20 protein-coding genes are annotated in these 25,244 nt (G+C 64.5%); 14 read left to right on the forward strand and 6 right to left on the reverse strand.

Translation table 11 applies throughout. The annotated features are described in order from the left end of the window. Window positions 1-91: 91 nt before the first annotated feature. On the forward strand, window positions 92-2,857 hold the full coding sequence (locus DTA15_RS05845; protein ID WP_006483097.1) for a winged helix-turn-helix domain-containing protein: 2,766 nt from the start codon (window positions 92-94) through the stop codon (window positions 2,855-2,857). Between the two features lie 25 nt (window positions 2,858-2,882). Here DTA15_RS05845 and DTA15_RS05850 read toward each other — a convergent pair whose 3' ends face one another. Further along, window positions 2,883-3,755, reverse strand: a complete 873-nt coding sequence (locus tag DTA15_RS05850) for a LysR family transcriptional regulator (protein ID WP_012493015.1) — start codon at window positions 3,753-3,755, stop codon at window positions 2,883-2,885. Between the two features lie 92 nt (window positions 3,756-3,847). Here DTA15_RS05850 and DTA15_RS05855 point away from each other — a divergent pair, with 92 nt between their 5' ends. From DTA15_RS05855 to DTA15_RS05865, 3 genes are all read left to right on the forward strand, one after another. Then, window positions 3,848-4,987 (forward strand): NAD(P)H-quinone oxidoreductase, encoded by a 1,140-nt coding sequence (locus tag DTA15_RS05855; RefSeq protein ID WP_006483077.1) that lies wholly within the window; start codon window positions 3,848-3,850, stop codon window positions 4,985-4,987. 137 nt (window positions 4,988-5,124) lie between these two features. Continuing rightward, window positions 5,125-6,108 carry a LysR family transcriptional regulator gene (locus DTA15_RS05860; RefSeq protein ID WP_006483106.1) on the forward strand — a complete coding sequence of 328 codons (984 nt, stop codon included), beginning with the start codon at window positions 5,125-5,127 and terminating at the stop codon, window positions 6,106-6,108. Window positions 6,109-6,156: 48 nt separating this feature from the next. Next, window positions 6,157-6,534, forward strand: a complete 378-nt coding sequence (locus tag DTA15_RS05865) for a BON domain-containing protein (RefSeq protein WP_006483107.1) — start codon at window positions 6,157-6,159, stop codon at window positions 6,532-6,534. Window positions 6,535-6,661: 127 nt separating this feature from the next. Here DTA15_RS05865 and DTA15_RS05870 read toward each other — a convergent pair whose 3' ends face one another. After that, window positions 6,662-6,817 (reverse strand): DUF3309 family protein, encoded by a 156-nt coding sequence (locus tag DTA15_RS05870; RefSeq protein WP_006483086.1) that lies wholly within the window; start codon window positions 6,815-6,817, stop codon window positions 6,662-6,664. A gap of 203 nt (window positions 6,818-7,020) precedes the next feature. Here DTA15_RS05870 and DTA15_RS05875 point away from each other — a divergent pair, with 203 nt between their 5' ends. The 6 genes from DTA15_RS05875 to DTA15_RS05900 all read left to right on the forward strand — a co-directional run bounded on the left by DTA15_RS05875 (window position 7,021) and on the right by DTA15_RS05900 (window position 12,592). Then, entirely contained in the window at window positions 7,021-7,695 is a 675-nt protein-coding gene (locus DTA15_RS05875; protein WP_006483087.1) for a histidine phosphatase family protein, read from the forward strand. A gap of 19 nt (window positions 7,696-7,714) precedes the next feature. Beyond that, a complete protein-coding gene (locus DTA15_RS05880) occupies window positions 7,715-8,746 on the forward strand; it encodes a phosphotransferase (RefSeq protein ID WP_006483113.1) in 1,032 nt (343 codons plus the stop codon). Window positions 8,747-8,795: 49 nt separating this feature from the next. Further along, window positions 8,796-9,560, forward strand: coding sequence for an SDR family oxidoreductase (locus DTA15_RS05885; protein ID WP_034178669.1), 765 nt, complete (start codon window positions 8,796-8,798; stop codon window positions 9,558-9,560). Between the two features lie 7 nt (window positions 9,561-9,567). Beyond that, the gene (locus DTA15_RS05890; RefSeq protein ID WP_006483095.1) at window positions 9,568-10,326 is read left to right on the forward strand and encodes an SDR family NAD(P)-dependent oxidoreductase; all 759 of its coding nucleotides are present in this window, start codon (window positions 9,568-9,570) and stop codon (window positions 10,324-10,326) included. Between the two features lie 39 nt (window positions 10,327-10,365). Next, window positions 10,366-11,610, forward strand: a complete 1,245-nt coding sequence (locus DTA15_RS05895) for an acyl-CoA dehydrogenase family protein (protein ID WP_006483083.1) — start codon at window positions 10,366-10,368, stop codon at window positions 11,608-11,610. Between the two features lie 76 nt (window positions 11,611-11,686). After that, the gene (locus tag DTA15_RS05900) at window positions 11,687-12,592 is read left to right on the forward strand and encodes a LysR family transcriptional regulator (RefSeq protein WP_006483110.1); all 906 of its coding nucleotides are present in this window, start codon (window positions 11,687-11,689) and stop codon (window positions 12,590-12,592) included. A 16-nt stretch (window positions 12,593-12,608) separates the two neighbouring features. On the opposite strand, the gene DTA15_RS05905 is transcribed toward DTA15_RS05900, so the two are convergent. The 4 genes from DTA15_RS05905 to DTA15_RS05920 all read right to left on the reverse strand — a co-directional run bounded on the left by DTA15_RS05905 (window position 12,609) and on the right by DTA15_RS05920 (window position 17,930). Then, window positions 12,609-13,736: a J domain-containing protein gene (locus DTA15_RS05905; protein WP_006483103.1), complete on the reverse strand. Its 1,128-nt coding sequence runs from the start codon at window positions 13,734-13,736 to the stop codon at window positions 12,609-12,611. A 107-nt stretch (window positions 13,737-13,843) separates the two neighbouring features. Beyond that, complete coding sequence (locus DTA15_RS05910) at window positions 13,844-14,170, reverse strand: DUF4148 domain-containing protein (RefSeq protein WP_006483102.1); 327 nt, start codon at window positions 14,168-14,170, stop codon at window positions 13,844-13,846. A 515-nt stretch (window positions 14,171-14,685) separates the two neighbouring features. Continuing rightward, on the reverse strand, window positions 14,686-17,070 hold the full coding sequence (locus DTA15_RS05915; RefSeq protein WP_006483081.1) for a DNA polymerase II: 2,385 nt from the start codon (window positions 17,068-17,070) through the stop codon (window positions 14,686-14,688). A gap of 101 nt (window positions 17,071-17,171) precedes the next feature. Further along, a complete protein-coding gene (locus DTA15_RS05920) occupies window positions 17,172-17,930 on the reverse strand; it encodes a hypothetical protein (RefSeq protein WP_006483080.1) in 759 nt (252 codons plus the stop codon). A 491-nt stretch (window positions 17,931-18,421) separates the two neighbouring features. Between DTA15_RS05920 and DTA15_RS05925 the strand changes: the two genes are divergently transcribed. The 4 genes from DTA15_RS05925 (at window position 18,422) to DTA15_RS05940 (ending at window position 25,244) form a co-directional block, all read left to right on the forward strand. Continuing rightward, a complete protein-coding gene (locus DTA15_RS05925; RefSeq protein WP_006483118.1) occupies window positions 18,422-21,268 on the forward strand; it encodes a type VI secretion system Vgr family protein in 2,847 nt (948 codons plus the stop codon). 3 nt (window positions 21,269-21,271) lie between these two features. Beyond that, on the forward strand, window positions 21,272-23,323 hold the full coding sequence (locus DTA15_RS05930) for a phospholipase D-like domain-containing protein (protein WP_006483090.1): 2,052 nt from the start codon (window positions 21,272-21,274) through the stop codon (window positions 23,321-23,323). A 3-nt stretch (window positions 23,324-23,326) separates the two neighbouring features. Then, the gene (locus DTA15_RS05935; RefSeq protein WP_012493017.1) at window positions 23,327-24,634 is read left to right on the forward strand and encodes an SEL1-like repeat protein; all 1,308 of its coding nucleotides are present in this window, start codon (window positions 23,327-23,329) and stop codon (window positions 24,632-24,634) included. 307 nt (window positions 24,635-24,941) lie between these two features. After that, window positions 24,942-25,244: a phosphatidylserine/phosphatidylglycerophosphate/cardiolipin synthase family protein gene (locus DTA15_RS05940; RefSeq protein WP_006493654.1), complete on the forward strand. Its 303-nt coding sequence runs from the start codon at window positions 24,942-24,944 to the stop codon at window positions 25,242-25,244.

Genomic DNA, 25,244 nt, shown 5'->3' on the forward strand with positions numbered 1-25,244 from the left:
TGTTTTCGGCGCACGGCGAGACCGGGCCCGGCCGGCGGCTTCGCCGGCGGGCCGGCGGACACGCGATCAGCGCGAGGAGAACACGAACAGCATGGCGCCGATGGACAGCAGACAACCGGCCCGCCCGCCGGACCCCGATGCGATCGAAGTGCTGGTGCGCACCAAGCTGGCGCCGGCGTCGGCCCGCGGTATCGTGGCGCGCATCGCGCGGCTCGGCCGGCTCAGGCGCGGCCTCGACCGCCGGCTGACGCTCGTGTGCGCGCCGGCCGGATATGGCAAGACCACGCTGCTGGCGGAATGGCGCCACGCGCTGGTGGCGTCGGACGTCAAAGTCGCGTGGGTGAGTCTCGACCAGGACGACGACAACGCGTCGATCTTCGCGTCCTACGTGGTCGCCGCGATCGTCGATGCAACCGGCGGCGTCGGCGCCCGCGCGCAGCAGTTGTTGCGCGATCGTGCGCTGATTCCGCTGAAGACCGTCTTCGACGAACTGCTCAACGAACTGGACAGCGCGGGTGTCGACCTGTTCCTGATGCTCGACGACTTCGATCGCCTCGCGTCGCCGGTCATTCACGACGCGATGTTCGACCTGCTGCGCTACGCGCCGTCGAACCTGCACGTCGTGCTGGCGTGCCGCTCGGTACCCGCGCTGCCGCTCAGCTATTTCGAATCGCGCGACGAACTCGTGCGGGTGGACGAGCACGACCTGCGTTTCGACGACACGGAGACGCGTGCGTTCTTCGAGCGGGTGGCCGGCAAGCCGCTCAATGCGGACAACGTCGCGCGTCTGCGCGCGGCGACCGAAGGCTGGGTGTCGGGCCTGCAACTGGCGGCCCTGGCGCTGCACGACGACAGCGACGCGGCGCGCGTGGCCGAACAGGTCAGCCACGCGCGTGCCGGCATTGCCGCGTACCTGAACGACAACGTGATGACGCAGGTGCCGGACGCGATCCGCCACTTCCTGCTGCATACGGCGGTGCTCGACCGGATGACGCCGGCGCTGTGCGATGCGCTGACCGGCCGCGACGATGCGCTCGATTGCCTCGAATGGCTGAATGCGCACAACCTGTTCATCCGGTCGATCGACGGTGACCGCCGGCGCTACCGCTATCACGCGCTGTTCCTGCAATACCTGCGGGAGGAACTGGCGCTGCGCGAGCCCGGCGCGGTGGCCACGCTGCATCGTCGCGCGAGCGCCTGGTACGCGGCCGAGCGGCAATGGCCGGACGCCGTCAGGCACGCGCTCGCGGCGGGCGACTTCGATGCGGCCGCCGGCTGGGTCGAGGCGTGCGCGATGAAGCTCATCGCGTCGAGCGACGTGCGCACGGTGCTCGACTGGGTGTCGCGCCTGCCCGCGCAGGCGCTGGCGGGCCGCCTGCGGTTGCGGATCGCGCATACGTGGGCGCTCGCGCTGTCGATGCAGATGGTCGAGGCGCGCCGTGCGCTGGAAGCGCTGGAAGCCGACATAGCGACCGGGCGACTCGATACCGATGCCGTCACGGCGACCGAACTGCTGGCCGTGCGCTCGCTGATCGCCGGGCTGTCGGATCACAGCATCGAATCGCTGCAGCTCGGCGAGCGCGTGCTCGCGGCCGCCCCGCCGGCCGGTTCGTGGGTCGAGCAGATCGGGCAGACGACGCTGATCTTCGGGCTCGGCTACGCGGGCCGCCTCGGCGACGTGCGGGATCTCGGCGCGCGCGCGGAACACGCGGCGTCCGGACATGAGCCGCTTTACGCGAACGTGTACCGCCAGAACATGTCGGGCCTGGCCGAGTTCGTCGCCGGACGGCTGCACGACGCGTCGAAGACGTTCGAGACGGCGCTGCATGCCGCCGAACGATCGGCGGGTCGCCTATCGGCGGCGACGGCGCTGTCGGCCGGCTATCTGTCGGCGATCTACTACGAATGGAACGACTGGGCGAAGGTGCGCGACGCGCAGGCCGACCGCTTCGACATCGCGATGCAGGCGTGCTCGCTCGGGCCGTTGCTGCGGTTCATGCAGACGGCCGCGCTGCTGCAATTCCAGTCGGGAAACGATGCGCGCGCGCACGACATGCTCGACGAAGCCGATCGCGTCGCGTGCAGCCGGCAATGGCTGCGGCTGCGCGTCGCGTGCATGGCGACCGGTATCCGGCTGCATCTGGCCGCCGGCAAGCCGACGCAAGCCCATCGCGTGGGGCGGGCGCTGGCGTCGCTGGTGTCGCCCGTGCCGCCGGACGAAGCGTCGAGCCACGTCGAGACGTGGCAGATGGCGCAATCCGCGCAGGCCAGGCTGCTGCTCGCCGATGCGCGCGCGAGCGAGGCGGCGCAGCGCATGGCGACCGTGCACGCGGTGCTGGCCGCACGCGGGTTCGACTGGTTCGCGGCGCAGGCAGCCGTGCTGCTTGCGATCGCGCTCGACCAGGCGGGCGACGAAAGCGCGGCGCTCGCGGCGTTGGCGCGCGCGCTCGAATACGGCCAGGGCAACGGACTCGTCCGAACCTTCGTCGACGAAGGGGCCGCGGCCGAGCGCCTGCTGGCGCGCGTACACAGGCGTGCCGACCGCTTTCCGGCGGTCGGCGCATGGTATCTGCGCGATCTGGCCCGTGCGTTCGACGGGCAGCGGCAATCGAACGCCACGCCCGCCACGCGGCAGGGTGGGCCCGGCAACCTCAGCGCACGGGAAGTCGAGATCCTCGACTACGTCGCGCGCGGCCTGTCGAACAAGGAAATCGCCCGTGCGCTGCGGGTCGCGCCGGAGACGATCAAGTGGCACCTGAAGAACGTCTTCGAGAAGCTCAACGTGACGTCGCGCATCCAGGCGGTGCGCAGCGGGCTGGCGCTCGATCCGTCGCGGGTGCGGCGCGACGACGAATGACCGACCGATACGGTGCCGGCGCGCGTCAGCGGTGCGCGGCGAACGCGGCCACGATCTCGTCGATCGCCGCGCGAATGCGCGCGGTGTGGCGCAGGTCGCGGTGCGTGACGAGCCAGACCTCGTACGGCGACTGCCGCATGCGGTCCGGCCAGATGCGCGTGAGCCCGTCGCGCTCGCCCATGTGGACGGGAATCTCGCCGACGCCGAGGCCCGCGCGCAGCGCCGCGCGCATCATCAGGTTCGAGTTCGTGCGCGTGACGATGCGCCCGCCGTCGATCGGTTCGCCGGCGAGGGTCGGCTTGCGGCTGGCGTCGATGTACGGCTGGTAGACGACGAGGTCGTGGCCCGCGAACGCGCGGCCGCGCTCGGGCTCGCCGTGCCGGCGCAGATAGTCGGGCGACGCGAACAGGCCCATGTCCCAGCACGCCAGCCGGCGCGCGACCAGATCGGGGTTCTCGGGCCGCACGGTGCGGATGGCGATATCGGCTTCGCGCTTCGCGAGATTCAGGATGTGGGTCGACGTGTTCAGCGCGACGGAGACGTCGGGATGTTTCGCGTGCAGCCGCGCGATCGACGGCATCACGAACTCGATCGCGAGCGCGTCGGTCGTCGTGATCTTCACCTCGCCGGCAAGCCGCCGGTCGACCCCGTGCGTCAGCCGCACCAGCTCGTGCGCATGCTGCTCCATCGCCTCGGCGGCGCGTAGCGCCAGTTCGCCGACCGGCGTGGGCAGATAGCCTTTCGACGAGCGCAGGAACAGCGTCGCGCCGAGCATGTGCTCGAGCGTCGCGAGCCGCCGCCCGACCGTCGCCTGATCGACGCCGAGCGTCTGCGCCGCGCGGCGCAGCGTGCGCTCGCGATGGATTGCGAGAAAGACGCGCGCGTCGTCCCAGTTCATCGTGTGTCCCGACTGATGCATTTTTGCATTCCCCGACCGGTAAATCGCTGCGTGCCCGCCAGCGGCATCGCCCATAGACTGGCTTCACACACATGGCGATGCCGCGATTCGAGGATGGCCCGCGAATCGGCCGCGCATCGACGAACGTTGAGGATCATATCGTGATTGATGACGCGAACCCCCTTCCCACCCACATGACCGCGATCGAAATCGTGCGTCCCGGCGGCCCCGACGTGCTCGTGCCGGCGACCCGCGCCGTACCGGTGCCAGGCCCCGACGACGTGCTGATCCGGATTCATGCGGCCGGCGTCAACGGCCCGGACGTGTTCCAGCGCAAGGGGCTGTACGATCCGCCGCCCGGCGCGTCCGACATTCCCGGCCTCGAGATCGCCGGCGAGGTCGTCGCGGTCGGGCGCGACGTCACGCGGTTCGCCGTCGGCGATCGCGTCTGCGCGCTGATTCCCGGCGGCGGCTACGCGGAATACGCGGTGGCGAACGAGAGCAACACGCTCGCGATTCCCGACGGCCTCGGGATGGCCGAGGCGGCGGCGCTGCCGGAGACCTTCATGACGGTCTGGCTCAACCTGTTCCAGCGCGGCCGGTTGTCGCCCGGCGAAAGCGTGCTGATCCACGGCGGCGCGTCGGGCATCGGCACGACGGCGACGATGCTGGCGAAGGCGTTCGGCGCGTCGACGATCATCACGACCGTCGGGTCGGAAGCGCAACGCGACGCGAGCATGCGGCTCGGCGCGGATCTCGCGATCGACTATCGCAGCGAGGATTTCGTCGAGGCGGTCGCGCGCTTCACGGGCGGCAAGGGCGTCGACGTGATCGTCGACATCATCGCGGGCGACTACGTCGCGCGCAATTTCGCGGCCGCCGCGATGAACGGGCGCATCGTGCAGATCGGCGTGATCAATGGCCCCGCGAAGGAGCTCGACCTGTTTCCGATGCTGACGAAGCGGCTCACGCACATCGGCTCGACGCTGCGCTCGCGCACATACGCGGAGAAGGCGCAGATCATTCGCGAGCTCGAGGAGGCCGTGTGGCCGCTGATCCGGCAAGGCACGGTCAAGCCTCGGGTCTATCGGCTGTTCGATCTGCGCGACGCCCGTGCGGCGCACGAGCTGATGGATTCGGGGCGACATATCGGCAAGATCGTGCTGGCGACGCGGGCCGCGGAGGGATTGCTGCGGGCCGCCGTCGACGCAAACGCCAAGCATTCCACATGATCGGCCTACCCTTCAGCCCCCCGGTCGGGGGGCTGAAGCCGCGGCGGGGATGGTCCGACAATCGGGGCACCGAATGCGTCGCCGCGCCCCGTCGGCGCGTCGCGTGGATGCAGCACCGGACTGGACGATGAGTCGAAATGGACATGCTCGAGAACATGCGGACGTTCGTTCGCGTCGTGCAGGCCGGCAGCTTCTCCGCCGTGGCGAAGCAGACCGATGTCGCGACCGCCCAGGTGTCGAGGGCCGTCGCGAGCCTGGAAGCGTATGCGCAGATTCGTCTGTTGAACCGGACCACCCGGAAAATCGCGCTGACCGACAGCGGACGCCGCTATTTCGAGCGCCTGCAATCGATCCTCGGCGATGTCGACCAGGCGAATGCCGAGGCCCGGAACGCGCTGGTCCGCCCGTACGGACGCCTGCGCGTGCATACGATGCCCGGCCTCGGGCAGAGCCATGTCACCGCGTCGGCCGTCGCCTATCGGGCGCGCTTTCCCGACGTCGCCATCGAGATGACCTATTCGCAGCGGATGCCCAATCTCGTCGAGGAGGGCTACGACGTGTCGGTCGTCACGGCCGCGAGCCTGCCGGACTCCGCGTGCATCGCGCATTCGTGCGGCACGTCCTTCAGCGTGCTGGTCGCGTCGCCGGCCTACCTCGCCCGCCACGGCGCGCCGGCCGTGCCCGCCGACCTGGCGCGCCATACCTGCCTGCGCCTCGATACGCCGGCGGAAGCGAACGGCGAATGGCTGCTGCACGGCGCGGGCGGCCAGGCGGTGTCGCATGCGGTCGCGGCGGCGCCGTTCCACGCGAATGCGCCGGAGGCGATGTCGATCGCGCTGCGTGCGGGGCTGGGCATCGGCTCGCTGGCGATCTATTCGGCGATCGACGACCTGCGCAGCGGGCGGCTCGTGCGCGTGCTGCCGGACTACCGGTTGACGATGCTCGACGTGTACGCGATGTATGCGTCGCGCCGCTTCCTGGACGCGAAGGTCCGCACCTTCGTCGATCATCTGCGCGCGACGCTGTCGCCCGCGCTGAAAGCCGACGCGCGCGCGCTGGACGCGCTCGCGGCGCCGCACGGCCGCGACCATGCCCGTGCGTTGTCGGGCGTCACGGCCTGACGGCCGGCCCATCCGTCGTACCCGTTGGTTCCTGTCGAGGAGAATCCGATGAAGTCTCGTTTTGCAATCGTCGTTGCAGGTTTCGTTGCGCTGTCGCCGCTGGCCGCTCACGCGCAGTCCGCCCCGTCCGCTGCGCCCGCCGAGCAGGCGGCGTCGGCAACCGCGTCGCCGCGTGCGGCGAAGAAAGCCGAGCGCGCGGCCGACCGCGCGTTCGCGAAGAAGGTCCGTCGGGCCATCGTGAGGGCGCCCGGCGTCGGCAATGCGCAGGTCACCGTGTTCGCGAAGGCGAAGACGGGCGACGTGACACTGGCCGGGCAGATCGCCGACGAGTCCCAGGACCGGGCCGCGGTGGACGCGGCCCGTCAGGTGCCGGGCGTGACGTCGGTGAAGAGCAAGCTCCAGTTGCGCCTGGAGGGTGGGCAGTAACGGAAAGGGTTGACGGCATCGGGTGCATGTCTTTGCGGGTTTCGTCGTGTAAAGAATCCACGGCGAAGGCTCGGGAAGGCACGCACCCGTGCCGGCTGCGACGCGTCCCGCCGCCGGTGGCGGGGCGTCAGATGCGACCGAGCAGCACCAGTATCACGACAATGACGACGATCAGCCCGACGGTACCCGATGGCCAGTAGCCCCAGCTTCGGCTATGCGGCCATGCAGGAAATGCTCCGATGAGCAGCAGAATCAGAACGATGATGAGGATCGTACCGAGCATCGCATCCCTCCTGGATTTATTCGACACGGTGTCGGCTGTCGCAATTCGCGTGCCGCGACGCGGCGCTGTTGAAAGCCGGCGCAAGCGCGTTGTCTGAATCGCCTGAATTCATGCGATGAATACCGGCTGATTCAGAAAATAAATTTCAAAAATGCGGGCCCGGTCGCTATGCTGGGCCTTCGGTTTTCCCTCAGGCGAGCGCAATGGCTGAACTCTTTCTGGTACGGCACGGGCAGGCGTCGTTCGGCACCGACGACTACGACCGGCTTTCCGCGGCGGGCGACCAGCAGGGCGTCTGGCTCGGCGAATACTTCGCGCGGCAGGGGCTGACGTTCGACCGCGTGATCTGCGGCACGATGAACCGCCATGCGCAGACGGTCGCCGCGATCCTGCGCGGAATGGACCGCGAAGGCGTCGCGGTCGACCGCCATCCCGGCCTGAACGAATACGATTTCCACGGGCTGTTCGCGGCCGCCGCCAGCGACTACCCGGAAATCGCGCGGCTCGCGGCCGGCTCGATGAAGGAACATTTCCGCGCGCTCCGGCAGGTGCTGCAGCTGTGGACCGAGGACAAGCTCGGCGATGCGGCTCCCGAAACCTGGGCCCATTTCCAGCAGCGCGTGGCCGACGCGCGCGCCGCGATCCGCCACGGCGGCGGCCAGCGCGTGCTGGCGGTGAGCTCCGGCGGCCCGATCGCGGTCACCGTGCAGCAGGTGCTCGCGGCGCCGCCGTCCAGCGCGATCGCGCTGAACCTGCAGATCCGCAACAGCAGTCTTTCGCAGTTTTTCTTCAACGCCGAGGCGTTCCACCTCGCGTCGTTCAACGGCATCCCGCATCTGGAGGATCCCGAACGACACGCGCTGCGCACCTACGGCTGACCCACGAACGATCGCGACGATGACGAACCCTTCCCAGCAACTCGACGTAGCCCGCCTCACGCGCTATCTGGAAACGCACGTGCCGGGCTTCGAAGGCCCGGTCGACACGGAGAAGTTTGCCGGCGGCCAGTCGAATCCGACTTTCCTGCTGAATGCGAAGAGCGGCCGCTACGTGCTGCGCCGCCAGCCGCCGGGCGAACTGCTGAAATCCGCGCACGCGGTCGACCGCGAATTCCGCGTGCTGACCGCGCTGTCGGGCACCGCCGTTCCGGTCGCGCACCCGTATCACCTGTGCGAAGACCGCGACGTGATCGGCAGCCTGTTCTACGTGATGAGTTTCGAGGACGGCCGGATCTTCTGGGATCCCGCGCTGCCCGAACTGCCGAAGGCCGAGCGCGCGACCTGTTACGACGCGCTGCTGCAGACGATGGCCGCGCTGCACGACGTCGATGTCGACGCGGTGGGCCTCGCCGACTACGGCCGCCCGGGCAACTACTTCGAACGCCAGATCGGCGTGTGGACGAAGCAGTATCGCGCGGCCGAAACCGGCCGCCTCGACGCGATGGAGACGCTGATCGACTGGCTGCCGAAAGCATGCCCCGAGGACACGGGCCGGCCGGCGCTGGTGCACGGTGATTTCCGGATCGACAACCTGATGTTCGCGCGCGACGGCTATCGCGTGCAGGCCGTGCTCGACTGGGAGCTGTCGACGCTCGGCAACCCGCTCGCCGATCTCGCGTATTTCTGCATGTGCCTGCGGCTGCCGTCGGGCGGCCAGGTGCGCGGGCTCGCGGGCCAGGATCGCGCGGCGCTCGGGATTCCGGACGAAGCGGCGATCGTCGCGCGCTACTGCGAGCTGCGCGGCATCGCGCCGATCCGCGACTGGCATTTCTACCTCGCCTTCAGTTTCTTCCGGCTCGCGGCGATCGCGCAGGGCGTGAAGGCGCGCGCGCTGCAGGGCAACGCATCGAGCGAGCAGGCGCTGCGCGTCGGCGAAATGGCCGGCCGGCTGGCCGAACTGGCCGTCGGCGTGATCGACGCGCATCGCTGATATCGCCGCGCGGCGACACGACAACCAATCAATGGAGGAGCACAGCAACATGGCAACGAACCTGTTCGACCTGACGGGCAAGATCGCACTGGTGACGGGCGCGAGCCGCGGCATCGGCGAAGAAATCGCGAAGCTGCTCGCCGAACAAGGCGCGCACGTGATCGTGTCGAGCCGCAAGATCGACGACTGCCAGGCGGTTGCGGACGCAATCGTCGCGGCGGGCGGCCGCGCCGAGGCGCTCGCGTGCCACGTCGGGCGTCTGGAGGACATCGCCGCGACGTTCGAGCACATCCGCGGCAAGCACGGCCGTCTCGACATCCTCGTGAACAACGCGGCCGCGAACCCGTATTTCGGGCACATCCTCGATACCGATCTCGCCGCGTACGAGAAGACCGTCGACGTGAACATCCGCGGCTACTTCTTCATGTCGGTCGAGGCCGGCAAGCTGATGAAGACGCACGGCGGCGGCGCGATCGTCAACACGGCGTCGGTGAACGCGCTGCAGCCGGGCGACCGGCAAGGCATCTACTCGATCACGAAGGCGGCCGTCGTCAACATGACGAAGGCGTTCGCGAAGGAATGCGGGCCGCTCGGCATCCGCGTGAACGCGCTGCTGCCGGGCCTCACGAAGACGAAGTTCGCGGGCGCGCTGTTCGCCGACAAGGACATCTACGAAACCTGGATGACGAAGATCCCGCTGCGCCGCCACGCGGAGCCGCGCGAAATGGCCGGCACCGTGCTGTATCTCGTGTCGGACGCGGCGAGCTACACGAACGGCGAATGCATCGTCGTCGACGGCGGCCTGACGATCTGAGCGCGCGATGAAACTCGACAGCTACGCCGGCCAGGCCGTGATGATCACCGGCGCCGCGAGCGGCTTCGGCGCGCTGCTCGCGCGCGAGCTCGCCGCGATGGGCGCGCGGCTCGCGCTCGGCGACCTGAACGGCGATGCGCTCGAACGCGTGGCCGCGCCGTTGCGCGCGGGCGGCGCCGACGTCCTCGCGCAGCGCTGCGACGTGCGCATCGAAACGGACGTCGCGTCGCTGGTGCAGGAAGCCGTCGCGCGCTTCGGGCGGCTCGACGTCGGCATCAACAACGCGGGCATCGCGCCGCCGATGAAGGCGCTGATCGACACCGACGAAGCCGATCTCGACCTGAGCTTCGCGGTGAATGCGAAAGGCGTGTTCTTCGGGATGAAGCACCAGATCCGCCAGATGCTCGTGCAGCGCGAAGGCGTGATTCTGAACGTCGCGTCGATGGCCGGGCTCGGCGGCGCGCCGAAGCTGGCCGCGTATGCGGCGTCGAAACATGCGGTGGTCGGGCTCACGAAGACGGCCGCGCTCGAATATGCGCGCCACGGCATCCGCGTGAATGCGGTATGCCCGTTCTACAGCGCGACGCCGATGGTCACCGACAGCGAGATCGGCGAGCGCCAGGAGTTTCTGGCGCAGGGCTCGCCGATGAAGCGGCTCGGCCGGCCCGACGAAATCGTCGCGACGATGCTCACGCTGTGCGCGAAGGAAAACACGTATCTGACCGGGCAGGCCGTCGCCGTCGACGGCGGCGTCTCGGCCTTCTGAACCGAACGAACGGAAACACGGAATCTCGAGGAGTCGATCATGGACTTTGGCTACACCCCGAAAGTGGAAGCACTGCGCGAACGCGTGAGCGCATTCATGGATGCGCACATCGTGCCGCGCATCCGCCAGTGGAACGACGAAGTGCACGCGGGCCAGTATCCGGTGTCGTTCATGGAGGAACTGAAGGAACGCGCGAAGGCGGAAGGGCTGTGGAACCTGTTCCTGCCACACCTGAAGGACGACGAGCCGGGGATGGGCCTGACGAACCTCGAATACGCGCCGCTCGCCGAGATCATGGGCCGCGTGAGCTGGGCGTCGGAAGTGTTCAACTGCAATGCGCCGGACACCGGCAACATGGAGCTGCTGCACATGTTCGCGACGCCCGAGCAGCGCGAACAGTGGCTGCTGCCGCTCTTGCGCGGCGAGATCCGCTCGGCGTTCGCGATGACGGAGCCCGACGTCGCGTCGTCGGATGCGACCAACATCACGACGCGCATCGAGCGTATCGGCGACGAGTACGTGATCAATGGCCGCAAGTGGTTCATCACCAACGCCGCGCATCCGAACTGCAAGATCTTCATCGTGATGGGCAAGACCGATCCCGACGCCGAGTCGCACCAGCAGCAGAGCATGATCCTCGTGCCGCGCGACACGCCGGGCGTGACGGTCGTGCGCAACATCACGGTGGTCAATCACCACGCGCCGGAAGGACACTGCGAGATCACGTTCGACAACGTGCGGGTGCCGGCGCGCAACCTGCTCGGCGAGGAAGGCAGCGGCTTCGCGCTCGCGCAGGCGCGCCTCGGGCCGGGCCGCATCCACCACTGCATGCGCTCGATCGGCGCGGCCGAGCTGGCGCTGGAGCTGATGGTCGACCGCGCGCAGTCGCGCGTCGCGTTCGGCAAGCCGCTGAACCGGCACGGCACGGTCGGCGAATGGATCGCGCGCTCGCGCATCGAGATCGACCAGGCGCGCCTGCTGGTGCTGAAGGCCGCGTGGATGATCGACAAGGTCGGCGCGAAGGCCGCGCGCAAGGAAATCTCGATGATCAAGGCGCTCGTGCCGACCGTCTATACGGACGTGTGCGACCGCGCGATGCAGGTATTCGGCGCGGCGGGCCTGAGCCCCGATACGCCGCTGGCCGACCTGTGGACCTGGGGCCGCGCGCTGCGCTTCGCCGACGGCCCGGACGAGGTGCACCTGCAGGCGATCGCGCGGATGGAGATCAAGGACGGCGAACCCGGCGCGACCGCGCCGTACCTGACGCCGCCGCCGCGCGACTGAGCGGCGCGCCCCGGAGAGCGACGTGGGCGAACGGGAGGCGCACGCCGTATTAAGATGCCGGCAAGGAGATCCGGCGATGCGCCTTTCGAAGATTGATCTGAACCTGTTCGTCGTATTCGAGGCGATCTACAACAAGCGCAACCTGACGCGCGCGGCCGAGGTGCTGAACCTCACGCAGCCGGCCGTCAGCAACGCGCTGGCGCGGCTGCGCAAGACGCTGAACGATCCGCTGTTCGTCAGCACGCCGGCCGGGATGATGCCGACGCCGATGGCCGAGAACATCGTCGGCCGCGTGCGCGAGGCGCTGCAACTGCTCGATTCGAGCGCGCACGAAGGCGACGTGTTCGACCCGGCTTCGTCCGAGCGCGTGTTCCGGCTCAGCATGAGCGACCTGACCGAGGCGCTGCTGCTGCCCGCGCTCGGCGAACTGCTGCAGACGCATGCGCCCGGCATGCACGTGCGCAGCTATACGATGGACCGCCGCGAAGTCGCGACCGCGCTCGCGAACGGTTCGGTCGACATCGCGATCGACGCGCCGCTGATCGGCGATCCGCATCTGCACCAGGCGCTGCTGGTGCAGGACCGCTACGCGTGCATGATCCGCGACGATCACCCGTTCAACGGCGACACGCTGACCATGGACGACTACCTATCGATGGGCCACATCCACGTATCGAGCCGCCGCAAGGGCAGCGGGCACGTCGACGCGGAACTGACGCGGCTCGGGCTGCGCCGCAATATCCAGATGCGCGTGCAGCACTACATGGTCGCGCCGCTGATCGCGATGCGAAGCGATCTCGCGCTGACGGCGCCGCTGCGGCTGCTGCAGCGCTATCCGGCGCGCATTCTGGAACTGCCGTTCGAGATGCCGGGGCTCGACTACTTCTGCTACTGGCATCGCAGCGCCGATCAGGATCAGGGCAGCCAGTGGCTGCGCGAGCAATTGATGACGCTGATGGGCGGGATCGGCGAAGTGCGGTGACGCGCGTGCAGGCGGCTCAATACGATTCGTCGTCGAAGCGTGACGATGCGGGCCGGCGTTTCATGTCCTTCAACCAGTTCCTGACCTGATCCGGATCCTCGAACTCGCGCAGCGTGACGGTCAAATCCTGGTTGCTCCGCTGCATGCCGGCGATGTCGCGCGCAAGCATGCGCAGCACGGTATCGGGTGCGACCTTGGTGGACGGCGCGATCCCGTACGTGCGCCGGAAGTCGTGCTCGACGTGCACGATCTCCTGATCGAGTTCGCGCAGCTGTTCCTCCAGGATGCCGTTGTAGCGAGTGAGCCGCGCTTCGCCGAGACCGTCGATCGCACGCCGGTCGATCTGTTCGATTTCCAGCTGCAGTTCGAGCAGCTGGAGCAGGTTGCCTTTCTCGTAGGCACGGTTGACCCGCTGCATCAGCACGGTCTTGCGTTGCTGCTCCTGCGGATCGGGTTCGCGATCGGGGTGCAGCGCGCTGGCCAGCTTGCGATAGATCTCGCGGATCGATTTGCTCGATTCAGCCTGCTCGGCTTCGATCCGGGCCTGCGCGGCCGATTGCTTCGGTGCCTTCTTGCGCTTGGCGCGCTGCGCCTCGCGGGCCGCATGGGCGGCCATGTCGCGCTCGAACTGGGCGTCGAGTTCAGCCTGCATGCGTGCCGCGAGTTCGTCGGGCGACAGCGTGTCGAGATCTTCTGGCGGTTGCGGCTCGGGTTCCTGTTCCCGTCCCGGTTTGGCGGGCTCGGGAGCGCCTGCCGCGTGGCCGGTGTGCGCGGGTCCGGCATGCCGATCGTAGATGATTTTCAACGTCGCGTCGTCGCTGACGTCGAGCAAGTCGCGCGCCATGTCGACGATCAGGTCCGACAGCGTGCGCTGCTCGGCCTTGCTCAGACCCTTCTGCAGAAATGCGTCGTCGAGCAGATGGATCAGCCGGATGCGCAGCGCAGTCGCTTCCTGTTCGAGCGGCAGCAGAGCGTCGACGAACTTCTTCTGGAACGCCGGCATCACGGCTTCCCACGCGCCGAGCCGCTCGCGCCGCGTCTCGATCTGCTTGACGAGCGTATTGAACGTTTGCTGGGCTTTCGACAGGCTGGCTGTCTCGTGGCCGGGTGCGATGGCGACCGCGGCACCGCGACGTGCGGTCATGATGAGTGTCCTCCGGCCGCGGCGGGACGCGCGGCAGGCCGGTATTTTAGCCGCATGCCCGCGGGGCGGCGCGGAACGGGGGCTTCCTCCCGGTGACCGGCGGCGCGTCAGTGCGCCACGGCCGCCGCTGCCGGCGCGCCGGAATCCGAACCCGGTGCGCCGTTCGGGCCGTAGCCCGCTTCGGCATTCTTGTGTTCGGCGAGGCGCTTCGCGGCCAGGCGTTCCTGCGCGGCGACGATGTCGTCCGGATAGCTGTCGCCGTCGCCGATCGACGGGTTGTAGCCGACCGATTCGAGGTCCAGCAACTCCTGACGCACTTGCGCGCGGGTGAGCGTCGAGTGGGACGACGACTGCGCGTACGACAGGGTCGGTGCGGCAAGCAGCGCGGTGGCGGTAGTGGTGACGGCGGCGATGGTAACGATGAGCGATTTCACGATTTCCTCAGACGGTTTCGTTGCGATTCGGCGTACCTGCGGCAGGCCGCCAGATCGATGGAGCAAGTTTAGGAACCCGGAACGGCCGGATAAACGGCGATTCCTGGCGAGCTGTGTTCCAGAATGCGTGAGAGTGCGCAATGCGCATGCCGGGGCGATCACGCATCGGCGATGGCTGCGGCGGTGCTTGCCGCATGGGCCGTTCCTGACGCGTGTGGTGAGGCAACCCTGATTGCATCAATCGTGTCGCTCGGGACGGCCCGGCTCAGCGGCAGGTGCGTGCATCGGTCGCGAGGCCAATGATCCGGCATGCGGCCGGAGCGACCGGTCGGCGCGGCGTCAAAGCTGGACGCCTGATCGAGGCAATCGGTTTTACTTGTCGTGCGGCAGGTGGGGACGTGCGAATGCCGACCGATGCGGCTTCGGATCGATCCGCAGACTCATGGTCGACGCGCGATGAATGGCCTGCAAGGCTCGGTTGCGTGCGCAACCGGGACGGGCTGGAGGGTGACTCGTCAATCGCCGAACAACTGCCCCTGCCCCGAGATCACGCGTTCGAAATCGTCGCGCAGGAACGGCAGGATCGCATCGGCGACGGGCTGAAGCTGGCGGCTCAGGTAGAACGCATAGTCGATCGGCGAGCGCATCGTTTCGAGCGGCTCGGGGCCGGCCGTCGTCATCACGTAGCTGATCCAGCCGCCGCGCTGATACTGCAGCGGCCGGCCCTGCGCATGATTGAACTCGTCGGCGATGCGCGCCGCGCGCACGTGCGGCGGCACGTTGCGCTCGTATTCGCGAAGCGGCCGGCGCACGCGCTTGCGGTAGACGAGTTGATCGTCGAATTCGCCGGCCAGCGTGCGCCGCACGTAGTCGCGAATGAAATCCTGATACGGTTCGCGCCTGAACACGCGCCGGTACAACTCGCGCTGAAACTGCTGCGCGAGCGGCGTCCAGTCGGTGCGCACCGTTTCGAGCCCCTTGAACACGAGATCCTCGCCGCCGTCGGCCGTCGCCGCGAGGCCCGCATAGCGCTTCTTGCTGCCTTCTTCCGCGCCGCGCACGGTCGGCATCAGGAAGCGCCGGTAATGCCGCTCGTATTGCAGCTCCAGCGCGCTGTCGAGCCCGAACTGCTCGCGCAGGTGCGCTTGCCACCAGCGATTTACATGCTCGACCAGCGCCCGACCCTTCGCGCCGGCTTCGTCGTCGTCATGCGCGCGGCCGAGCCATACGAACGTCGAATCGGTATCGCCGTAAATCACTTCGTAACCCTGAGCTTCGATCAGCTTGCGCGTGCGGTGCATGATCTCGTGGCCGCGCATCGTGATCGACGATGCGAGGCGCGGGTCGAAGAAGCGGCAGCCGGTCGAGCCGAGCACGCCGTAAAACGAATTCATGATGATCTTCAGCGCCTGCGACAGCGGTGCGTTGCGCTGCCGCTTCGCGTCGTCGCGGCCTTCCCACACGCGCCGTACGATGTCGGGCAGGCAGTGCGCGGTGCGCGAGAAACGCGCGCCGAGAAAACCGGGCACCGATGTGTCGTCGGCGGGGTGCGCGAGCCCCTCGATCAGCCCGACCGGATCGATCAGGAACGTGCGGATGATCGACGGATAGAGGCTCTTGTAGTCGAACACGAGCACCGAGTCGTACAGCCCGGGGCGCGAATCCATCACGAAGCCGCCGGGGCTGTTCTGCCCCGTCACGTCGCCGAGGTTCGGCGCGACATAGCCGAGCCGATGCATGCGCGGCAGGTACAGGTGCGTGAACGCCGCGACCGACCCGCCGGTGCGATCGGCCGCGAGACCCGTGACGCTTGCGCGTTCGAGCGCGAAGGACAGCAGGTCGGCCTTGTCGAAGATGCGCGTGACGAGCTCGCAATCCTTCAGGTTGTAGCGCGCGAGCGCGGGCTTGTCGTGATCGAAGCGGCGCTGGATCTCGTCCATCCGCTGATACGGATTGTCGATCGACTTGCCTTCGCCGAGCAGCGACTGCGACACGTATTCGAGGCTGAACGACGGGAAGGTCCACGTCGCGGATTTCAGCATGTCGATGCCGTCGAGGATCAGCCGGCCGGCCGCGCCCGCGAAGAAGTGGTCGGGCTGCTGGCCGTGCGTGCGCCAGTCGAGCACGCTGCCGCCGCGCCCGAGTTTCAGCGGCACGCCGTATTGCTCCGCGTGCGCGTGCAGGATGCGCAGGTCGAACTGCACGAGATTCCAGCCGATCACCGCATCGGGATCGTGCTCGTCGAACCAGTCGTTCAGCCGCGCGAGCATCGCGGGCCGGCTGTCGCAGTAGTCGAGATTGAAATCGAGCGTGCCGGTGCTATCGCGTTCGTCGCCGTTCGGCGGGCCGAGCATGTAGACCTGGCGCTGCCCGCAACCTTCGAGCGCGATCGAGTACAGCTCGCCGTGGACGCTGGTTTCGATGTCGAGCGACACGCAGCGCAGCGCGGGGCGGTAACCGGTCGCCGGCTTCAGCTCGCCGCCGGTCAGCGTGCCGTCGCGGCCGGGCTGGCCGCGAAACTCGACGCAGGCGGTGATGAAGCGCTCCATCGCGTAGCGGTCGGGCGGCTGCACGTCAGCTTCGTAGACGTCGACGCCGGCGGCGGCCAGGCGTTTCTGGAGCCCGGACAGATGGCGGTAGCGCTTGCAATAGAGGCCGACGACCCGGCGCTGCCGGAAGTCGCGCAGCGCGAGCGGCCGCAACTCGGCGTCGCGCTCGCCGGCCAGCGTGCGCTCGGCGAGCGCCTGCTGCTCGGCGGGGATGAACGCGACGGCTTCCTGCGGGCGCAACCGCACGCGGCGCGGGCCGTGTCCGGTTGCCAGCCAGAACTCGATCTCGATGCCGGATGCGGTGTCCCGCCAGTGGCGGGTAAGGATGAAGCCCTGCTCGAACGCCGTCAAAACGCTTGCTCGTCGTGGATGCTCAGGCGGCGGATTTTAGCGCCTGGAAGCGCTTCGCGCCGGCGGTGGTCGATGGCATCAGGTGGCAGGAAGCCGGAGCGTCACGACGGCCGCATCAGCACGCGCATGCCCGGCGCGATCTTCTGCGTGACTTCGCCGAACGCGGTGGTGTCGACGCGCGCGGACGCCTGCCGGTCGGCCGGCGACAACCGGTCGCGCGGCTGGACGACGATCTCGCGCATCTTGTCGGGGATGCCGTCGAATACGTCCCGGGTCGTTTTTTCCCAGTTCTTCGCCATCTTCAACCACGACTGCAGATACCGGATCGGCGTGGCGCCCTTCAGGAAGCTGGTGATCTCTGGATGATTCGGATCGTAAGACGACCGGAAGTACTGCCCGAGTTCGGTCGCGATCTTGTCGAATCGCAGCGACTCGGCCACGCAGAACACGACGAGCGATTGCGCGAGGAAGCGATCATCGGGCGTGAGCATGCGCTTGTCGCCGTCGGGTGTGCGCAGCAGGCCGCGAATCGCGCTATCGAGCGAGAAGCCGCGCACCGCGTCGCTGCCACTGGTGGCGATCGCATCGAACGGCATCCGGTCGAGATTGTGCGAGTAGTTTTCGAACGGATGACCGCCGATCAACTCGACGTACAGGTCGCGCGTACGCATGTTGAGCACGAGCGGTGTGCCGCCGGTGCTGGGAAGCAGGCTGATCGTAAACGAAGGCGGCGCCGCATTCGAACAGATCCGGTAGTACGTGTTGTCGTAGCGGATCAGGTTCGTGTGTTCGGTAACGGCGTCGCGAATGGCATCGATCTGGGTGTCCCAGGTACGCCCGACACGCAAGATGAAATTCATGGAGATGTCTCCTGATGGCGGACCGAAGCCCGCACGGCCGGATCGGAAATCCGCGGCGGGTATGCCAGGGGCGCCCCGTCGCCTCTCTATTGCTCTTTTTAGGCTTTTGCAGCGGCTCGCGTCGGCGTAGCGTTTGTTCCGGCACCTTTTGTGAAAAGGCGGGCAACGGGCGCGAGGCAAACGATCATAGCAGGGCCGCGGGGTGGGTCGGCTCGGGCATCGCGCGGTGGGATCGGTGACGGTGGAACCGTGTCGTCGTGCAAGCCGCGGGTGCTTGCAGTGGGACGTCAGGCGACGCGGAAATGCTCGGCGCACATCGTGCAGGACGAATGGCGTCTGCTTGTCGCAGCATCTCGGTATTACTAAATGCATTCACGTCAATGAATAACCAATTACAGTTTTCAATTATTTGAATTCCACCCAATTGACGTCACAGAATCGTCATTCGTAGAATCGCCGGTCGAGAACAACATAATTCTGAGAGAGGCGCTATGGATGCGCACAGCATGATCGGGGCACTCACGGGAGGGCTGATTCAGCAGGAACGGCTTCTCAAGCTCGATACACCGCTTGGTAGTAACGTCTTGATCCCGCATCGCGTGTTCGGGCAGTCTCGTATCGGTCGGGATTACCTGTTCATGGTCGACTGTGTGTCGACATCGAATGATGTCCAGCTCAAGGCACTGATTTCGCAGCCCATCACGCTGTGGATCCAGCAAACCGACAAGTCCTATCTTCCTCACCACGGCTACATTCATACCGCGAGAAAACTCGGTGTGGATGGCGGACTCGCGTGTTATCAGCTCAGTTTCTCGTCATGGCTGCATTTCCTGAAATTCCGACGGGACCAGCGCCACTGGCAAGACAAGACCGTCGACGCGATCATTGCCGACGTATTCGATGCGCATCCGCAGGCGCGCGGAATGTATCGCTTTGAATTGTCGCAACCGCTGCCCTCGCGTTCCTATTGCCGTCAGGACGAAACCGACTGGAATTTCGTGCATCGGCTGCTCGAATCCGAAGGTCTGTACGGCGTCTGGAGACAAGCGCAGGACGGCAAATCGCACACGCTCGTGATGACCGACCGTCTGCAGACGCTCGAGCCGCTTGCGCCGGCAACGGTCGAGTTTTCGCGGGCGGGCGTTCATGGCGAAGTGGACGCCTTGACGCAGTGGGCCGGTACCCGGACGCTGCAGTCCGTCCTGCTGTCGACGCGAACGTTCGACTACAAGAATCCGTCGACCCCTGCCAACCCGAAGGCGACGTCGGTGCCCACGATGGCGAACCAGGGCGATCTGCCGTCGCAGGCCGAGGTGTATGAATACACGGGCGGCTATACGTACCCGGAACAGGAGCGCGGCGATCATCTCGGCAAGATCCGCATGGAGGAATGGGAGTCGCGAGCCAAGCGCTACGATGGTGTCGGCGGGGTGCGCCGCATCGATGCGGGGCGGCGATTCACGCTGACGGGGCATCCCGAGCACGATCAGGACGCGGCCGATCACCGGGAATTCGCGGTGATCGAGGTCGAGTGGATCATCGTGAACAACGTGCCGCTTTCCGGGCACGAAGCCAACTATCCACACAGCCTCTATTCGGCAGTGAAACAGGCCGATGCGGACGACCCCGACAAGCTGTTCACCGTATCGCATGACGACGGCTCGACTGGCTTCTATCGAGTTGCCATCGAAGCGCAGCGTACGTCCGTGCCATATCGCAGCCCGCTCGAACACCGGAAACCGGAAGCCAAGCTGGAATCGGCCATCGTGGCCGGCCCCAAAGGGCAGCAGGCGTATACCGACAGCCTGAACCGGATCAAGGTGCTGTTCATCTGGGATCGGCACAACGAAGGTGACGAGCGGGCGTCGTGCTGGGTACGTGTCGCGCAATCCGACACCGGCGACGGGTACGGTGGCGTTCACATGCCGCGCGCAGGCGAGGAACTGCTGATCGGCCATATCGGGAACGACATCGACCGTCCGATTGCATTGCACCGCGTCTACAACGGGGCCGCGAAGCCGCGATGGCATTCGAATGCGCTGCTGTCGGGCTACCGGTCCCAGGAGTTTTCGGGAAGCGGTTACAACCAGATGGTCATGGACGACTCCACGGGCCAGAACCGCGTGCATCTGTATAGCAGCAGCACGAATGCCGCGTTGCACCTGGGCTACCTGATCGATCAGAACGACAACGCACGGGGCGGTTATCTGGGCAAAGGCTTCGACTTGAGCTCCGAAGCCTATGGCGCGCTGCGGGCCGGGCGAGGACTGTTCGTGACGACGCACCCGGTGGCCAGCCAGCCACTCGATGCCAGCCTGGCGACGCGTCAATTGAACGGCTCCGCGAATATCCTCGATGGCTTGTCGCAGGCAAGCGAAACGTCGAAGGCGGAAAGCCTGAAGGATGGCCACGACACCTTCAAGGCCTTCGCGGATGCGACGCAGCACAGCGAATCGGGTGCGACGGGCGGTGGCGGTGTGACGGCCGGCGGAGGGACGGGCGACGCCAGTGCGTTCAAGCAGCCGGTGATCCTCATGGCTGCGCCTGCCGGCATCGGCCTGTCGACGCAGAAGTCGACGCACGTTGCGGCGGATCAGCACGTCAATATCGTCAGCGGGCAAAGCACGCACGTGGCGACCGGCAAATCGCTGGTCGCCAGCATTACGGAGAAACTGAGCCTGTTCGTGCAGAATGCCGGGATGAAGCTGTTTGCCGCGAAGGGGAAGATCGAGGTTCAGACTCATGCGGACAATGTCGAAGTGACCGCGCAGAAGTCGTTGTTGCTGGCCTCCGTGACCGAGAAGGTCCAGGCATCGGCGCAGCAGGAAATCCTGTTGACGTCGGGCGGCGCGTACATTCGGCTCAAAGGGGGCGACATCGAGATTCATGCGCCAGGAAAGATCGACATCAAGGGCGCGCAGCATGCGTTCAGCGGCCCTGCGCGGATGGATGTGACCCATCCCGCGTTCAAGGATTTGCCGACGCGTCGGCTGATGCTGAATACCATGGCCTCGCCGTCCGCGACCCGTGTCGTTCCGGTCGGCATGCCGTACAAGCTTTACGCGGACGGGGCGCTGGTCAAGCAAGGGGTGTTCGACAAGACCGGGCAGTTGCCGATCGATCATCAGGTCACCACGCAGAAGTACACGCTGGAGATGGCGAACGGGGTGAAGCACGAGATTCCGGTGCCGGGTGAGTATCGGGATGCCGAGAACGGGAAACTTGCGAATCAGGGGTTTCAGTATCACGAAGGTGCACCGGACGATGGTGCTGCACCAGATCGGGCCACGCATCGGCAAATCTATAATGAACTGCTCAGTCCTTCGTCGGAAGCATAGACTATGGCCAATATAAATAAATCCATTACCACGCCGATTGCGCAGAATCACACTTCATCGGCGATGGCATGTTTGCCATGGTTTGTTTGTAATAGCGAATATAGTCCGTCGGCTGCGGGATTTCGGCCATTGGTCAATGGCCGCGATGCATTTGCCGCTGTTTACAAGGCGATAGCCGATGCAAAACATTCGATTGACATTATTTGTTGGGGATTCCAGCCATCGATGTATTTTCTCCGTGATGGCACGGGGAAGCGAATTGGCGAACTGCTCGAGCAAAAAGGAAAGGAAGGTGTAAAAGTAAGGCTGCTGTGCTGGCGAGATCCGTTTTATATGGCGGAACTCAGTGAAAACAATATGCCGGGCAATGATTTTATAACACCACTTAAACGCGCCCTTCCGAAATGGGTTTACGACCACGTATCGATGCTTGGGCGGGACTATCAGACGGATGAGGAGCGGGTATTTGACATCAATTGGTACCAGCGCGCCAACTTAAATAATGTCACGAATCCCGTGTCTCACTCCGTCACCGATCGAATTATCGAGGACACAGTCAATTTGCCGTTGAATGTGGTAGCTGCCTTGTCGAAGCCCTTTACTTCGGGCTCCAACCCGGTGCTGCACAAGATTGCGGGATTCCCCAACATCGAGTTGGCTACGCGAGGATTCGACCTGTCGGTACGCTCCGAAATCGTGGGAAGAATATCCGGTTACGGGACAATGGATGGGTGGAGTGGCGGCACAAAGGCAACGACCTCGGCTGCAATGGGAGGGGAGCCGTCGCACCACCAGAAAATGGTGCTGGTGGACTACGATGATTCGGATCTGGCTACTGGTTTCGTCATGGGACACAACATGCTCGATCAGTATTGGGACACTGACAAGCACAGCTATCAGGCGATGGCGCCCAGCAAGGGACGCAACGGCCCTTATCCGTGGCAGGACATCTCTAGTCGAGTGACCGGTCCGATACTGCAGTATCTAAACAAGAATTTCTGTGAAGCATGGGATGACGCAACTGGCCAAAAATTGGCGAAGTCGCGAGAACATTTGGCCGGGATACACAAAATTAGAAACGATGCGCCCGATGATGTTTCCGTGATGGCACAGATTGTTCGCACGCAATCGGAGAAAAATAAGCGGGAAATTCAAGTGATGTACTTGAATGCAGTCAATAACGCTACTCAGTGCATTTTCATCCAAAATCAATATTTTCGATGGAATGACCTTGCACTGAAGATAAAAGATGTCGCAAAGGCGCATGCAAAGGCAGGCCGTGATTTCGGCAGGGATGGTTCGATTTATTTGTTCGTCATCACCAACTCCAGCGACGACGCGGTTGGAAATGGAACGGTAAGAACGTATCAAATGCTAGAGTCGCTCGGATGTGGAAATTCGATGCCTGGAGTGGCTCAACTCCAGCGCAGCGATGACTACGCTGCACAGCAAAAGGACCTGGAAGCTCAGCTTGCCGCTCAACAATCGATACAGCACAAATTTGCAGCACAGGGCGTTGATATCAATGCAGCTTCGCTACAGGGTGCCATGAATTTCTATCAGGATAATATGGCGAAGCAACAAGAACTGCAGCAAGCATTGAACGAGTTGAAGAGGAAAAAGCAGCTCAATGCACACATCGACCCGGATGCTCCGCCGTTGGACATCGAGGGCCTAAAGGTACAAGTTTGTACGCTCGTTGCTCCGGATTCACCCGGAGGAAACTGGTTACCTGTCTATGTTCATGCGAAACTGATGACGATTGACGACGCGTTCATGACGATTGGTTCCGCGAATGTGAACCTCCGGAGCATGAATGTCGATAGTGAGCTCAATATTTGCCACGAAAACTCGGTCGTGACAAAGTCGTTGAGGCAAAGGCTGTGGAGCATGCATGCCGGGGACAAAGGCGCACAGGAAGACTTTTTCAAATCTTTTATGGCGTGGCATGACATCGTCGAGCAGAACAAGGTGAACAAAACAAAGAACCTTCCACCGGAAAAGTCACTCGTAAAATTTGTGAGAACGTCGGCCAAACGTACATACGCAGACTAATTGATGAACAGACATATCCTGATCGTTTTTCTATCCGTAAGCTTGTGCGCATGTACCGAAAAGGAGTCGAAAGTGTCTCAATTGCCTGATCTGAGTGCCGTTCGCGCAAATCTGGAGTTTGTCTGCGCTCACGAATCGGATCATTTGCCATCATTGGATCCCAATGCAGATATTCTTTTCAAATATGCCAGATATTTGCAAAAAAATAGTGGGCCTAAGGACTACGATGATATTCTTCGATATTATCGTATTGCAGCGGCCTATGATCACTATAAGGCCAATACGAACGCGCAATTGTTGATTTCGCAGGGACTTGCTAGTTCTCCCGACGCAGAAAAAGAGTCGGTCGATCTTGCCTCGCGGCTTGTCGATAAAGGGATACCCTCGGGATACTATGACATTGGTCATTATCTGGAGGGGGGATATGGATTGAAGAAAAATCCGGAAATGTCGTTGCGTTATTTTCGGAAAGCTGCCGATCTGGGGAGTCCGGAGGCGCAATACTATGTGGCGGACCTCCTGGCGCCGATGGATAAGGCTCCTGAGGTGGCAAAGCAAATGCGCGAATGCGCAACAGCCCAAGGGTTCGGTAAAGCTGCAAGTGCTTTGGGAATTGATCTGAAAACAGATAAGCACTATGCGGAGGCGGTAAAGGCGTTCCAGAAAGGGGTTGAATCGGGGGATGTTCAGTCAGCATCGTTCCTGGAGAACGGGTTTGAAGCACCTCCCGAGAGTGATCGCCTGTATTACCTTGCTCTCTCTAAAGATCCGGAGCGCACTCGACGCTATGATCTGATTGCGAGATTTCTCGACCACAACGACGGCCGCAATCCCAAGGTCCCGGATATCGACAAGATTGTTCCGCTGCCGCCGGCAAAACTGCCGCCGTGGGACGGCACGTTCCAATGGCAAAAGGAACAAGACGCAGCGACGCCACCGCAGAAGCCTTCAGACGAGTTCATCAACGAGATGGCGAAAGCCAAACATCTCGATCCCGCGACAGGATTACCGCTCCCAGGATCCGCGGACAAGACTTCGCAGGCCGAGCAACCGGAAAACGTCGCATCCCGCCTGCCGTTGGGTACGGTTGCTCACACGGGCCAGACCTGCCCGGAAGACGGCGTATGGTGCGCGAAACTCGGTGCGGGTCAGTTTGGCGATACGCAGCGCCGATTCCTCAAGGGCGACGCGCTGCCGTCTGTCGTCGTGCATGAACCGAGAAAGCTGGCGGTGCTCGACAGCATGATGGGGACGCGCCGGCACGTTGAACAAGTTGCATGGGAACTCGTTGCGTACCTTGATCAGGCTTGACCGGTTCATGCATCAAGGCTGCGTGCCCAACCCGCTCGTTCGATTGCGGCCACGCGCAGCAGGCTCGATTGATCATGTGTAGAACGTCTATCGCCTTGCTTGTTTCGTGCCTGCTGGCCGCGTGCTCGAAGAGCGAGAATGCTACGCGCGCGCGGACTGCCAACCCTGCCCGCAAGACGGCGCAGGTTGCACGACACCCGAACCGACCAGATTGACGATACGCAGCACCTTTTCACCAGGACGACGCATCGCCGTCCGTCGACCACCCGCCCGGCCAACCGGCATCGTGCACCTGACGACTGATTTGATGACGATCGACGATGTGTTTACGACGCTGGGGTCGGCCAACATCAACACACGCAGCATGGAGGCGGATAGCGAACTCAATATCTGTCACGAGAATGGTGACGTGACCAAGAGGTTACGGCAGCAGTTGTGGAGTCTGCATACGAACAAGGAGGGGGCGCAGGATGATCCAGGGCAAGCTTTTAATAAATGGGAAATGATTCTTAACAATAACGCCGACCTGCAGGGTGGAGGAAAGCATTCACCCGTCGCTTCGATTATTCGTTTCATGCGCATGTCAAACGAACGCACCTACAAAGACTGA

Origin of the sequence: Burkholderia cenocepacia, assembly GCF_900446215.1 — a bacterium.
Lineage (GTDB): Bacteria > Pseudomonadota > Gammaproteobacteria > Burkholderiales > Burkholderiaceae > Burkholderia > Burkholderia cenocepacia.